General features: G+C 47.1%; 9 protein-coding genes and 1 pseudogene. 5 read left to right on the top strand and 5 right to left on the bottom strand.

The window, feature by feature from the left end; all coding sequences use genetic code 11:
- Positions 1-813 precede the first annotated feature (813 nt).
- The 3 genes from dnm_RS13940 to dnm_RS31625 all read left to right on the top strand — a co-directional run bounded on the left by dnm_RS13940 (position 814) and on the right by dnm_RS31625 (position 3,453).
- Positions 814-1,740, top strand: a complete 927-nt coding sequence (locus dnm_RS13940) for a ketopantoate reductase family protein (RefSeq protein ID WP_207683244.1) — start codon at positions 814-816, stop codon at positions 1,738-1,740.
- 184 nt (positions 1,741-1,924) lie between these two features.
- A complete protein-coding gene (gene panB / locus dnm_RS13945) occupies positions 1,925-2,779 on the top strand; it encodes a 3-methyl-2-oxobutanoate hydroxymethyltransferase (RefSeq protein ID WP_207683245.1) in 855 nt (284 codons plus the stop codon).
- 422 nt (positions 2,780-3,201) lie between these two features.
- Positions 3,202-3,453, top strand: coding sequence for a DNA cytosine methyltransferase (locus dnm_RS31625; RefSeq protein WP_353740335.1), 252 nt, complete (start codon positions 3,202-3,204; stop codon positions 3,451-3,453).
- A gap of 374 nt (positions 3,454-3,827) precedes the next feature.
- On the opposite strand, the pseudogene dnm_RS31790 reads toward dnm_RS31625, so the two are convergent.
- Positions 3,828-4,073: pseudogene (locus tag dnm_RS31790) on the bottom strand (ISKra4-like element ISBeg3 family transposase); the annotation flags it as partial.
- A 548-nt stretch (positions 4,074-4,621) separates the two neighbouring features.
- On the opposite strand from dnm_RS31790, the gene dnm_RS13960 reads away from it, so the two are divergent.
- Entirely contained in the window at positions 4,622-5,284 is a 663-nt protein-coding gene (locus dnm_RS13960) for a hypothetical protein (protein ID WP_207683247.1), read from the top strand.
- 18 nt (positions 5,285-5,302) lie between these two features.
- Positions 5,303-6,490, top strand: coding sequence for a C39 family peptidase (locus dnm_RS13965; protein ID WP_207683248.1), 1,188 nt, complete (start codon positions 5,303-5,305; stop codon positions 6,488-6,490).
- A 172-nt stretch (positions 6,491-6,662) separates the two neighbouring features.
- On the opposite strand, the gene dnm_RS13970 is transcribed toward dnm_RS13965, so the two are convergent.
- From dnm_RS13970 to dnm_RS13985, 4 genes are all read right to left on the bottom strand, one after another.
- The gene (locus dnm_RS13970) at positions 6,663-7,265 is read right to left on the bottom strand and encodes a VOC family protein (RefSeq protein ID WP_207683249.1); all 603 of its coding nucleotides are present in this window, start codon (positions 7,263-7,265) and stop codon (positions 6,663-6,665) included.
- 93 nt (positions 7,266-7,358) lie between these two features.
- Entirely contained in the window at positions 7,359-8,576 is a 1,218-nt protein-coding gene (gene manA / locus dnm_RS13975; protein WP_207683250.1) for a mannose-6-phosphate isomerase, class I, read from the bottom strand.
- A complete protein-coding gene (locus dnm_RS13980; protein WP_207683251.1) occupies positions 8,573-11,164 on the bottom strand; it encodes a serine protease in 2,592 nt (863 codons plus the stop codon). The genes manA and dnm_RS13980 overlap by 4 nt, the downstream gene beginning before the upstream one ends.
- Before the next feature lie 334 nt (positions 11,165-11,498).
- Positions 11,499-14,714, bottom strand: a complete 3,216-nt coding sequence (locus tag dnm_RS13985) for an ATP-binding protein (protein ID WP_207683252.1) — start codon at positions 14,712-14,714, stop codon at positions 11,499-11,501.
- Between the last annotated feature and the right edge of the window lie 42 nt (positions 14,715-14,756).

Genomic DNA, 14,756 nt, shown 5'->3' on the forward strand with positions numbered 1-14,756 from the left:
AAGTACCCGATCAAAAGTTTTTTATATATCTTTTTTTCCGCGACCGGCGGAGAAACCCGGCTTTTTCCTTTATCCGGGACGCGTCATTCCGGAAAAAAAGCCGGGTTTCTTTCCGGGCAGATATTAAAAATTTATGGTTAGGTACTTATTTTGCCAGATGATTTTTTAAAATTAATGCATTGAAAATAAAATATTTTTCAATATAGTGTCAGCGATAACTTTGTTTTTACAGAGAAAAAAAGACACGCTTCCCTGCTTATTTCCAGAATGATTCTCGTGAGCAGTCATGCAGAAATTATATCAGACTCCATTGATTTTACCGTGAAAATACATTTTGAAAACCCAGGTTTTTTATCTGAAAATATTTTTATGACCGGGGGCGAAAAATCAGGCTTTTTTATGAGCGTTTATATGGTAATTGCAAAGGACCTTAAACAGCGTACACTGGTTTGTTGAAAAAGAATAAAAAATATTGAAAAAGAATAAGAAGCATGATAAAAACAAAATTACAGGAATTCATTTAATAGGGATGTGTTCATTCTGAATTAAACAGACTGTAATTTTTACGACATCATATAAATTTTTGCAATGATAATGATTTTATATGTTTTCTGTGCAATAAAAAAAACAGAGTGCAAGGCTGACTTACACTCCCAATCTTTTTAAATTTCATTCCTACCTGAGTGACAAAAAACGGGGAATTTATTAAATTCCTGATCCTTAAAAGCCGGCAATGAGTAAGCTGTAACAAGTACTGTTGCCTTACACCATGAGGTCTGTTCCAGACTCATGGCTCGAAAAAAGGAGGAATAAATGCGGATTGCCATCGTAGGAGCCGGGGCCATGGGATCCCTTTTCGGGGCGATGTTGTCATCTGTTTCAGATGTTTATCTGATAACGCTTTCCGAAGAGCATGTTCAGGCCATTAAGAAAAACGGATTGGTGATTGAAAAGACCGACGGAACCTCTGAAACATATCAGATGTTTGCCACAACAGATGCGTCAGAAGTGGAGCCGGACGTTGATTTGGCCATTATTTTCACCAAATCCTATTCCACAGAAGCCGCTGCAAAGAGCGCCAAACCGCTATTGGGACGAAAGGGACTGGCGATCACACTGCAAAACGGGCTGGGAAATCTGGAGGTAATTGCAAATATTGTCGGAAAAGAACGAGCAATTGCAGGTGTCACTTCCCACGGGGCCACGCTCGTGGAGCCGGGACATATACGCCATGCTGGTGAGGGGCCCACTTATATCGGCAGCATTTCCCATCTCAGTCAGTCATTGAACCGAATTGCGGAAACCTTTCAGGCCGGCGGTATTAATGTGAGTGTTTCCGAAAACTTAGACAGCCTGATATGGGGAAAGCTGATTATTAATGTGGGTATCAATGCGCTTGCCGCGATTCTCCGCGTACCCAACGGCGTGCTGGGGGTTACACCGGAATGCAAAAAAATCATGTCAAATGCTGTTTTGGAGGCGGAAACAGTGGCCAGAGCATTTGGTATAGAATTGCCATATGCGAACCCCTTGGAGGCCGTAAAAAAAGTGTGCGAAAATACAGCCGGAAATCGGGCGAGCATGTTGCAGGATATCTTGAAAGGCGCGCATACAGAAGTGGGCGCAATCAACCGGGCAATTGTTAAAAGAGGCAAAGTACTGGGGATTTCCACTCCGTACAATGTCTTTTTATCTGAAATTATTGAAGCGTTGGAGGCGACTTCGGAAAAACGATTTTAAAAAAAGTGTTAGGTGTTAGGGTGTTAGGGTGTTAGGGTGTTAGGTGTTAGGTGTTAGGAACCTGTAGCTTTGGTCCTTCTTAACACTTAACACCTGACACCTAACACCTAACACCTAACACTTAACACCTAACACTTAACACCCTAACACCTAACACCTCTAAACCAAATTGGAGAGATAAAAAATGGAACAAAAGAAAGTGACTATTTTGGATGTTATGGCTCGAAAAACTGTCGGTCCCAAAATTACCATGCTGACTTCCTATGATTACCCCTTCGCGCTTTTGGTGGATCAGGCCGGTATAGATATGATTCTCGTGGGGGACTCTCTGGGAATGGCTGTTCTGGGCTATGAGGATACCGTGTCTGTCACCATGGATGAGATGATCCACCATGTGAAAGCGGTGACAGGTGTGGCCAAAAACGCTCTTGTGGTCGGGGATATGCCTTTTGGTTCATATAATGTTTCTGTGGAAAAAGCCATTGAAAACGCCAACAGATTCATGAAAGAAGGAAGAGCCGACTGTGTTAAGCTGGAAGGCGGAAAAACCATGGTCCCGGTCATAGAAGCAATTGTCAAATCAGGGACACCGGTTCAGGGGCATATCGGCCTTACCCCGCAGACTGCTTCGGCTCTTGGCGGATTTAAGGTTCAGGGGAAAAGTGCCGGAGCCGCACAGGCCCTGATAGATGACGCAAAAGCCCTTGAAGCCGCTGGATGTTTTTCAATTGTTTTGGAGGCGATTCCCTCCCCCATCGCAAAAATGGTCACAGACGCGGTTTCCATTCCCACCATCGGTATTGGTGCGGGTGCGGATTGTGATGGCCAGGTGCTGGTGATACATGATATGGTGGGCTTGTTTGATCGTTTTACGCCTAAATTTGTGAAGCAGTATGCCAAAATCAGTGATACGATTTCCTCTGCTCTTGCCGAGTTTAAAGCAGATGTTGAAAAGGGAACGTTCCCCGAAGAAAAACATGGTTTTACCATGAAGGCAGATGAACTTGAAAAGCTTAAAGAAGCAATGAAATCGGAATAAACGCTTTTGAAAAAATCGGGTTTTCCGCTCCCCTGGTTCATAAAAATATTTTCAGATGAAAAACCCGGGTTTTCAGAATCTGTTCTTTTCGATTTGCTGATGCTCTAAATTAAAGCGGAAGGTATCTGAAAGCATCTATATGTAGATGCTTTCAGATAAAAATTAAAGTCAGGCTATCCAAAAAGCATCTATAACCGAACAAACTCAGCCTCACATTGTAAAAAAGGAAGAGCTTGATAAATGTATCCGATTTTTTAAAGAACTTGTTAAGGCGACTGAATCAGCCTTATCTGAAATATAAGGAGCGCATCTTTGTTTTGTAAGTTGGGGTTGCATGTATGGATTAAAAGCAAAGAAGAATATATTGCATCAGACTTCAGGTTGGCAAAGCTTGTACCGGCCAAAATCAGTCTTGATTTGAGATGCATGCCGCAGATTACGGAGTTCCGCAAATCAGAAAGAGAGTGTTTTTTGTCGGCTTCAGAAGTAAGATACAGTTTGACAAATTTAATCCCCTTCAGCCTACTTGGGGTCATTTAGGTAAAAGATGTTCATCCCAGACCCGTTCCCTGTTTGATGACGGACTGGCAAAAACAGGAGGGGTCAGGGAATGCCTGGGATTGCCAAATATTGGGTTTGACAAGCTGTCATATCAGAAATGCTTTCACTGGTAAGAGAAACACTACTTCTGTTCTGAACAGCGCAGCAGGCCAGAAGCATGGGGAGATATGCAGATACGGCCCAGCGGTGTTCAGGCAGACAGGAAAGAGGCATCGGCGTTTAAGGAAGGCAGGAAGACCGTGAATTTATGGTTCTTCCCCAAACTGTCTCAGAGAATAATATATATCTTGCCTTCTCGAAAAAGTCACCTTTTAAAAGATATCTGCCTTCCATAAATGAAAAATTTCGGCAAATGCTTGATGACGGTTCTCTTGAGGAATTATTTGAGAAAAACATTAAACAAGCGGCATTAGAATTTAGTCAGTAAATGAGATAATTAGCACTTTTTAAAATAAGATGGGTTTGGCTACTTTAGGACGACGAACAATCAGGAGAGATTATTTAAAAATTCAGGCTCGGCATATTCCCCATAATGATTTCTTTCAAATTCCTGCCCCTCATAAAATTCCCGTTAATCGTCGAATTCTCCGCTAATTTTCAGGGATCGTAGTTTTAAAATGGCCTCAGCTCCCCTCAGGCTCCGTCCGGCACCTGTGATGCCCATTATGTCTTTCACAAGATATCGACATGCACCTTTTATAACTCCGGCAGCTATGGGATAACCTTTTTCCAGGCGTGTGTGGCCTCAGTATTATGTGATTTTTTCCAATCACCTGATTTTTACATTAATTTATAACAAAACAGACCGGAATCCTCGCAGAATATAATTCTGATCAGAAAAAATGATTCTCACTTGTAAAAGTTAGGTAATTCAATTTGTTAAGCAAATAAAAACTTTATTTCTGATAAGATTTGTTATAATCAGCAATTCTTTGTGTAAACTGTTAATAATAATAAACGCTCATGAAAAAGCCGGGTTTTTTGCCCCCGGTTATGAAAATGTTTTCAGATAAAAACTCGGCGTTTCAAAATATATTTTCACGGTAAAAGTCATGGAAGGGCATATGCAATACGCCCGTGATGTGACAGTGTAACTTTCTACATTCAGCAGATCGAAAAATTTTCGGGCTGTGCGCGGAAGAGCGGAGAAACCCGGGTTTTTTGCCCGGACAAAGTGTCCCCCGCTGCCGGAAAAAACGGGTTTCTTCCCCGTCTGCCCCGTCTTCCCCGCCAGGGCCTGAAAACTTTTTCAATCTACTGGCATTAAAAGGAGCTTTAATCATGCAGACCAAAAAACAGATTACCCGGATACTTGTTTGTATGCTTCTTCTGCTCCCTGTCGTGTCTGAGAGTATGGCAGCAGACACGCCTCCGGATGTGATTCAGGCGGCAGAAGAGGGGTTGCTGCCATTCCTCAGGCGAATTCCTCAGGGTGAGCAGGAAAGATTCGGTTTTACAAAAACAGACAATCCCGATCAGGCTTACCTGGGAAATCCTTTCAGACTTCACACAATCCCCCCCGCGGCCATCTCCGAATATCAGCCCGGGGATACGGCTGATTCCCTCATCTCTGAAACCCGAATGTGGTATTTCCCGGTGATGCTTAAAGATGAATTTCGGGCCATTCTGATTGTGGATCAGATGAATGGTCAATGGAAGGCAGTCTCACTGGGCCGGGCAAAACTGGCCCGCCAGCTCGGCAAAGTCAGCAAAGTATGGTCCCGAAAGAGGGGATATGCCCCGCGACTGATCGCCGTGTTTCAGGTCGGGGAATATCTTTTCACCGTGCCGGAAAAAGGGGATTATAATCTGACCTCTCTCTCCCCGGAGAAGAGAAGCGTCAAAAAACGATCTGCTCAGACCGATTCAAATTTGGATGAGCTTTCCCATACCATTGAGCGATTGAATATTGAATTGAAAAATGAAAAATTATCTGATTATTAATTCTCATAGGGGGCCGCTATGAAATATTTTTTGTTGATGCAAAAATACCTTCTGCCCGCATTAATAGCTTTTCAACTGGGAATAACAGCCGCTTCCGCCGCTATTCTGAACATTCCCCAGAAAAATCAGGAAAAGTCAGAATGGTGCTGGGCAGCATCTTCCCAAGCCATTCTCGAATATTACGGCGTGGTAAAAACTCAGACTGAGATCGCTGATTACGGAACAGAAGGTGCCAATATTTGGAACTATCTGTGGGGCATCGGCAAAAACCCCCCACGAAACGGGGTGGATAAAATCCTCCTCCACTTCGGCACAATCGGAAGTTCGGGATCCGACGGAGCATTATCTCAGTCCGTTGTTCAGACACAGATGGACGCGGGCAGGCCGGTCGTGGTCAACTGGGAATGGACCAGCGGCGGGGCGCATATCCTTGTTGGCCATGGAATAGACGGTGATACCATGTACCTGATGGATCCGTGGGATGGGCCGACGATAGACACCTATGACTGGGTTGTAAAGGGAGACAACCATGAGTGGAAATGGAGTTTGAAGATCACCAGCAATCCGCCGGAAAGTGTGATACAGGACTGCAACGGAGAGTGGGGCGGCACGGCCTTTATTGACAACTGCGGGGAATGCGTAGAGGGAAACACCGGAAAAACCGCTTGCGAACAGGACTGCAATGGTGATCATCACGGCACGGCCTTTATTGACAACTGCGGGGAATGCGTGGGGGGAAATACCGGAAAGACTGCATGCGAACAGGACTGCAACGGTGATTGGGGCGGCACGGCCTTTATTGACGAATGCGAGGAATGCGTGGGGGGAGATACCGGAAAGACTGCGTGCGAACAGGACTGTAACGGTAATTGGGGCGGCACAGCCTTCTTTGACAACTGTGATGAATGTGTGGGCGGAGATACTGGAAAAGAGGCCTGCATTCAGGACTGCAACGAGGAATGGGGCGGCACTGCATTTATTGACAAATGCGGGAAGTGCGTGGGAGGAAGTACCCAAAAAATCCACTGTGTTGACATTAGTGATGACGGGGCAGCGGGCCTGAATGATATTATCCTGGCCCTGAAAATATTGTCAGAAAGAGACACAGGGGATGTGGCTATTGATCTGAGTGCAGATATAAATGAAGACGGAAAAATTGGGATGCCTGAGGTGATTCACCTGCTGCGGACCCTCGCACTACAATAAGTTTGTTCATCGCTTTGAATACTTATTCGGAAAGATGATGAGGCGATTATTGCGGAGCAGTTGTCTGATGGGGAAAATGTCTTATAAGATAAATGCTACAAATATATCGCCTCCACGAGGCTTGGCCAGCCTCCCCTCGGACTATGAAAGGTTTCTGCTATCCGTCTCCTTGTCAGCCTGCCCCGTCATCGGGGACTAAAGAAGAACTTCTCAGAATTGTCCCCTCACCCGGATAAATTTTACGCGCCTCATGCGGGGTGGGCCTGCTGACTTCCGGCCAATGTCCGGGACGAGGTTCAGCTCCTTCCTGTGCAACCGGAGAGGGATTTGTATCCCTCATTTTCGGGTTTTTTCTGATGTTTATCTCCGCCACAGGTGCGCTGAATTCAATGGCAATATTATTGGGATCAAAGGTGTAAACGGAGTGAATGAAACCATGATCAATCACTTCTGAAACCCAGATATCAGCAGCTTCGAGCTTGTCTTTCAGTTCCCAAAGATCACCATCGCTTTCAACCTCAAATGAGACATGATCAAATGCAAAAGGGCCTCTGACCGGTACGCCATGATCTTTTTCAGGACATTTTTCCACATCAGGCCACTCAAAAAACGCGATCATGTCATGCTCAGTGATCTCGAAAAAATAATGCCGGTACCCGGGATGTCCGAGACCCGCGACAAGACGCATTCCCAGCAAATCCCGCCAGAAACGAATGGTGGTGTCCATGTCTTTTGTGACCATTGCCAGATGACTGATTCCGGTGTATTTTGCCATTTTATATCTCCCCTTTTTCTGAAGATTTCGGTTACCATTTGACCGGAGTTTGCCAGACGAGGGTTGCAGCCCTGTCCGGCAAATGTGATTTTTTCAATATGGCGATATGAGCGGAACCGATGCCTTATAAAACACGGCATTTCCCTCAATGCGATATTTTTCCACGGCAGCGGGAATAATCACGGATGTTCCCTTATTCACTTTGACGGTATATTTCTTATCCGCCGGAATGATCCTGGCCGTCCCTTTGGTGCAGAGGAGCATCTCAACGCTCTTGGTGGCAAAGGTCGCATTTGTCATGTTTTTCTTCACCGAGACAACAGACAGAACAAATTCATCTGCCTTGCCGGAATACACGCTTTCATATTTGCTGATTTTCTGAGGAGTCAGGATATTTAGATCTCGTTCCTGAAAATTGAGTACTCTCAGAAGCTCAGTCAGATCAACATGCTTGGGAGTGAGTCCGCCCCTTAATACATTGTCCGAATTCGCCATGAGTTCGATTCCCACGCCGTCAAGATATGCATGAAGTTCGCCTGCCGGAAGAAACATGGCCTGGCCCGGGTCAAGGCAAATCAGATTCAGAAAAATAGGAGACAACACACCGATATCTGACAGATAAACACTGTGGAGCTTAATGATCCACTTAAAAACCGGATCGTCTTCCGCATATTTATGGGCATTGACAACTGCATTGGCAATGACTTCTTTTTGGCGATGAAGGTCCATTGTCATCAGTCCATGAAAAAAGCGTGTCAAACCTCGCCGATCCGGCTGTTTCAGAAGATCATCAACTTCGTTTTCCAGTCTTTTGGGACAGATTCTCTCCATCAGCGGCAACATATCCGAGATTTTACGAAAACCGTTCAACGCCCAAAAAGGGGTCAGCGCACAAATACATTCGGGCTTGTGGTTGTCATCCTTATAATTCCTGTTGGCCGCGTCCAGGGGAATATTCAGCCGGTTTTCTCTTTCAAAGCCCTGCCTGGCCTGTTTCTGGTTGGGATGCGCCTGGATGGAAAGCGGTTTTGCAGCAGCAAGGACTTTGAAAAGATACGGAAGCTTGTTATTGAATTTTTCCGCGACTGCTTTTCCGAGAATATCCTCCGGATTTTTTTCGATTAACGCTGACAGGGATATCCATTTGCCACCGGATTTGACCCGGGAAGGGGCCTTGGGATGCGCTCCCATCCAGAGTTCGGCCTGGGGATTGTCCGAAGGCGGTTTTTTGCCCAGCAACTCCGACATAGCCGTATGAGACCCCCATGCGTATTCCTGGACCGTGTTTTTCAGCACGCTTATTCTTTTCATATCAAACCTCCTATTGAGTGTAAGATAAATATCGCTTCCTCGGGTCCGATCTTTCCGTTTTCACTGACATCCGCACCTGGATAAATATAATCATCAGTATGGATTCCGGCCAATACTTTTAACGTCAGGATGAGGTCTCGTAAATCCGCGGCACCGCCGCTGTAATCAATATCCCCGGGAACAGTGACTGCATCTTTGTCCGTCACCCGGATGATCTCCGAAACAGACTCGCAATTTTCAGCACACGCGGTAATCGTGACGATCTCCATTCTGTCATAAACACCATCATCAACAACAGTCAGATCAAATGTCGCCGATGTCTGTCCCGCAGGAATAAGCACTGTTTCAGGCACGGTGATTTCAGAAGTGTCATCTGAGCCAAGGCAGATAATGAGCGGACTGTCCGGCGGATGATTCAGACTTACCGCTCCCTGGCCTGTAAGCACAGCATCTCTCTCCGACACGATTTCAGGAAGATTTATCAACAGAAACTTACATGGTCTGTAAGCATTGAGGTCACTCTCCGTAAAATTTTCAGGAACACCGTCTCCCCTTGAAAGCCCTGCGATTCCGTCTCTTGCGGAAATATTCAGATAGGTGATGCGAATGACACCGTTGAAAAACATTTCAATTTGGAAGCTGTTTGAATTCGTGCGAGGAGATTTCAGAACATTCTGTCTGGCGAGAAGGTTATTTTGCGCATGTCCGGCCGGAGTTCGGGAATCCGAGTCTGTAAATTCCGGGATATCCAGATAAGTCACAACAGCTTTGTCAGCCATCTGTTTCCAGGTTATGCTGGTTGTTCCTTCGGGATCCAGATCATCAAGCAGGGCCGAAATACGAGGTTCCTTAAAATGAAACGCCAATGATCTGTCCTGTTCATTGATGCCGGACTTAAAACTGATGTCACCGTCACTTCCCACATAAAATGAGGAATAGCTCACGCCATAAAGGGATACTTGTTTCCCACCTGACAGAAGAACCGATTCATAAGCATCATCCGGAAGAGAAAGCGTGGTTCCGTCCCCGGGATCAGTTGGAAAAGCCGCGGCCGCTTCGTGACAGGCTTCATAGAAATTTTCTGAGCCATCCGGCGTAAATGTAATTCTCTGATAAGCCAGATCATTATTTTCAAATGCTTCGGTGAAAAAATCAAAATCATAATGGGTCACCTTCATATGGCCGGTGCCGGAGTCCCACCCTGTCACTGACGCGGTGATCATTACAGTCTGGGTATCATCTGCTTCTCCATCGTAAATGACTGTAATATCAAATGTCGCCGTGGTCTGACCCGCGGGGATAATCACGTTCGCGGGAACAGTGACTTCAGTTGTATCATCTGAATTCAGCATTACAGATACATCCTGATCCACCGCGATGCTGACCGTAACGGTTCCCTGATCAGAAAGTACGCCATCGCTTTCGGAAGCAGTTTCAGGCACACTGAGGGTGAGACTCGCTTTTTCATTGTCATTTAAATTAATTATGTTAGTTGCACTTCCATACTGAGAAGCTGATGCAGTAATAATAACGGACCGTGAACCATCAAGGAATGTGTTGTCCGGAACAGTGATATCAAAAGCAGCAGAAGTCCGGCCTGCGGGAATAATAACCGTGTCTGGTATGATGGTCTCCAAAGGTTTGTCCGAATTCAGATTCACCAAAAGATCACTCTCCGCCCCTTCCTGTATGCTCACGATTCCCTGTTCTTTAAGGACACCGTCTCCTTCTGTGGCATTGTCAGGAAGGCTGAGGGTCAGGGTGGATACATATTCATGGATAAAATCAAGAAATTGAGATACTCGTGTATAGACGCCGTAATATCCTGGTTCCGCGCATCCTTCCCCCCAACTGACAATTCCTGCCAGAGACCATGTGTTCCCATCACGCACAATAAGGGGGCCGCCGCTGTCACCAAAACATGAATCCTTGCCGCCTTCGGCGTAGCCCGCACACACCATGTTATCTGTAATGTCATCAGCAGCATAAGCCTGGCTGCATATTTCATTGGAGATAATCGGAAGGGAAACCTGCTGCAAGGTCTCCGGCGATTTAAAACTATTCACATCCGTATCTCCCCAGCCCATAGCCACAGCTTCTTTTCCTTCTATGACGCTGTCCTTTGGAACCAGAGGGAGAACTTCCTGAGAAGCTTCTTCTTCTAATTCCAAAAGCGCAATATCTGAATCACACAACTCATCGTCATAGGAAGGATGAGAAATAATTCTTCTGACTTTGATCCGTTGCCCTGTGTCATTTTTCAGATCATGGACACCCAGAACAACATCAATATCTTCAGGAGCTATATCAATGCCAAGCCATTCATCTCTTACGCAGTGGGCTGCTGTGACCACCCAGCGGGGATGGATGAGAGAGCCGCCACAGAAGTGGCCGTCGTAGTTGGAGGACTCGTCACCTTCAATCAATGCTGTCATCCAGGGCCAGTCTCCTGGTTCCGCGTCATGGCCCCCCACAATTCTGACAGATTTTTTAGTCGCTGCTGACGGGTCTGAGCTTTGGCTCAACTCAGCATAAGCTGAAGCAGTAAAAAGGATCATTCCAATGAGTAAGATATAAACAATTTTCATTTGACAGCACCTCTGATTTGTAGCTGATGCAGGCTTTCTGGCAACCTGGACTGAATTTATTCTGATTATAACGGATTCAGGGGAGGGCCCCGCCGTTCCGGAAAATCGTGATATTTTCAGATGCCGGACCGCGTGCGATTTTTTTTTGACCGAAAAGACAATGCCGCAAAGACACGGGGACACAGAGAGACGCAGGGATCCTTTGTGAGACTTCGCGCCTTCGTGCCTTCGTGGCATTGCCGCACATCGCGCCGGTTTTCCCCGGAATGACGTCCGGGGAGGACGGCGTCCTGTGACATGATAATTTCAGCATGCCGCGCCCTCCCCTGAATCTTTATATTCCCTTTAGTTTTTGAATCAGCAGACAAGCGTCATCCGGGTCTTCAATCTCTAGTTCAAGCTCAGTGCCGCTGCCCTGTGCAACAATTTCCCCCAGAATTTCCAAAAACTCATCCAGTGTTTTCATGCCTTCGGGCGGAACATTTTCCATTGTCAGATGAAGCCTGCCGCCATTTGGAATCTCCAAGTCAATCATTTCAAGCGTTCGGATCGTTGATTTGGCACCCCTTGCGTATAAACTCCCGATAGTTCCGAGTAAGGGAAACATCCGATTCGCGCCCTCCCGGCCCGAAAGCATAAAGATTTCTGCTTGTTTCTTTATCCATCCTCGTTTTGTAATAAGCTCCGGTGTGGCAAGGATCGTCTCCGGTCTGACAACAGCGGCAATAACACCTTGTCCGTACATTAAATCCGAAGGTTTTTCCTGCTGATCAGGTTCTCCGCTGTAAGACGCGAGTTTTCCGCCATGAATCAGATCCGTTGTGACATCTGTTACGGTTCTGTCAGGAATATCGCTGAATTCTTTTTTTACCTGACAAATCACATCTGCCACAGTTGCCGCTTCATATTTTTTCACGGTTTCGGCAACCACACTTTTCACCTTTTCCTTATCAATCTGTGCTGGTTCCCAGCCTCGCTGGCCGGCCCCCCGGGAACTGATGAGAGACCAGCCCTTTGCCGAAAGATCTGCATTAAAAGGGAGATTCTCCGTGTCCCGACTGAAAAATTCATCTGGTTTTTCAGTCTGCCCTGCCATGCGAAAAAGACACCAGACCCCTCGTTCCATTCCGGCTCTGATGATCTGATCCAGTAAGGCCGGACTTTCCAGAATGGGCCATTGCCGCTTACAGGCAAAATTCTCCCGTATCGAACTCAGCCCCGGGGTCTGATATCTTTCAAAAAAAAGTTTTTTCAACGCATAAGATGTTTCTTTGGTAAACGCCATATCCGTGGTAATGAGTTCGCCCTCGCTTTTCAGCACACGGCGAATTTCCTCAATCACCGAGGCGCCGCCTTCCCCGCCGCCTGTGCTGATTTCCTTACGAACCACCTGACCCGAAGCCGAAGGAAAACAAAGCCCGTCGTAACACTGAGTTACCGTGGTGATCAGTGCGAGTTCCCGTTCTTTTAACCTGGGTTCAAATTCGTTTTCAATCAGTTTGGTCAGACTTATTCCGTAGTTTTCCGGCTGTTTTCTGAGCCTCCGCATGGCAAGCACCGTGCGCGCCAAGCCCTCCATGCGGTTCAGCATGTCTTTGGCCTGCATGGTTTTTTCCATATCCCGGGACTGGGTGCGGACCGTTCTGGGAACAAGGAGAAAAACCATATTCTGTTGTATTCGCGGCCGGTTTGCACCTGCGGTCGTAAAAAACTGTTCAGGAACAATCTGATCCGCATCCAGCCCGATCATTGCGAGAATCGGTTTTTTGGTTTTGTCCGGCACATGTTCGGGCGCGGAAACATCATGCACCACCTGAAACGTGCCTTCCTCCCGTCTGACAACCTTCCGGGCAGTTGACGCCAGAAGTTCGTCAATCTGGTCCCTTGTAAGTCCGCCCCGAATCGCTGCCAGCGCACGGTTTACCGACGGCTCCAGACTGGCGTAATACCGTGCCTGATGAAAACGGAGATACTGGGCGCTGTTCTCAATCTCTTTTAACGCGGTTTCAACCTGGGGCGGTGTTACCCCGGGAAACGCGACATTCAGAAGCGCGTCCGGCTCTGTAATTCCGAAAAGATTTGAGCCCAGGGATTTTGAGCGTCCCACAAGACTGTGCAGAAACACGGTTTTCCATGTATATTCGTAAAGCGGGTATCCCCGGGGATGCGGATTTTTCTGATCTGCCATCTGGGCATAACTGCGGCCCGCGGCAAGACCTGAAGTATCAGGACCGCCCACATCGGTATTCAGCACCGGAAGAAGGTCCCCTCCGCCAGTTCTGCCTAAAATTTCATTCACCGTTCTCGGATCCGCCAAATGAAGATGGCAGGTGTGAATCATGGGAACACGATTTCCATTTTTCTTCCATAAACCGCGGACAACCAGGGCCAGCACTCTCAGGACACCCCGTGTCCCCTGAAAGGTCTCAATGCTTGCCATTTTTTCATTGAGAAAACGGATAAAGGTGGGATGAAACGGGTAGCTCGCAAGCATGATATCGCGATAATCTTCCCGTGACGCGCGGGCCGGGAGTTCGGAAGCATGTATTTTGTACATCTCCATATAGGTGTCTGCTGTCACTCTCGGTTCCCGGGAGTCAATGGAATGGAAAAGCCTTTTGGAAAGCACGCGGGAAATCTCATTCCCATGAACCGGCACTACTGTTGTGGCGTCTCTGGATACGACGCTGATAACGCTTTTTTCCGCTTTTTGTGTCACCTGGGCAGCCTGTTCAGTACTAATGTCCTCACCTTTCACTTTTGAGATCAGGCTCGCCAGTTTCTCCGTCTCCCTTGCAAATGCGTCGCCCGCGCCCGCCAATGTGAGTACCACGGCAATCCCCGAATGCTGTCTGGCAAAGCCGTGCAATGACATGAGAAATGCCGCAAGCTGATCTCCGCCATCAGGCCGAGCGGCCTGAAGTCTGGCCCCGTACTGAGCCAGTTCATCCAGCATGAGAAGCACTTTTTTTCCGCCCAGAACTGTATCAAAATAATTTCGTCCGGGCGCGGCATACGATGCTGCCTCATTTCTGATCTGATGATACAAGTCCTCACCGCCGACCTGAAACGCAATTTCTCCCCATAGCGTATAAGGCAGAAGAGCGGTTCCCCTGGGCTTATGCACAGGCAGTTCGTCTCCGGCCACCCCCACAACATGAATCTCTCCCGGGGCAGGCAGCAACTCAGGCGCAAGCATCTGGCTGACGTGTTCGGCAAGTTCCCGGCCCCTGAATCCCAGGTGGGCAAGTCCGATCAGCGTATGGGTCTTGCCCCCGCCGAACGCGGTTTCAAGTCTGTGGATCGCGGGAAAAGAATTGTCTCCTGACACGCGGCCAAATACATCTGAGAACAGGCGTCTCATGCCTTCCGTGGGATAGGTCGCGTCACGAAAAAACTGAGCAGCGTCGGTATATAATGAATGGGCAATGGTGGCCTTGGCATTGTAATAGCGGATGACCTGACTCAGATTTGCGGTGAAAATCTCAGGGTTAAAGGTTCCGGTGATAATATCATTTCGAGGAAAACAAGTTTCAACGATGAATTTCATATGTTAAGACCTCTGTTGAAATAGAAAAGTCAATGGTTTTTC

It is taken from the genome of Desulfonema magnum (genome assembly GCF_017377395.1).
Lineage (GTDB): Bacteria > Desulfobacterota > Desulfobacteria > Desulfobacterales > 4be13 > Desulfonema_C > Desulfonema_C magnum.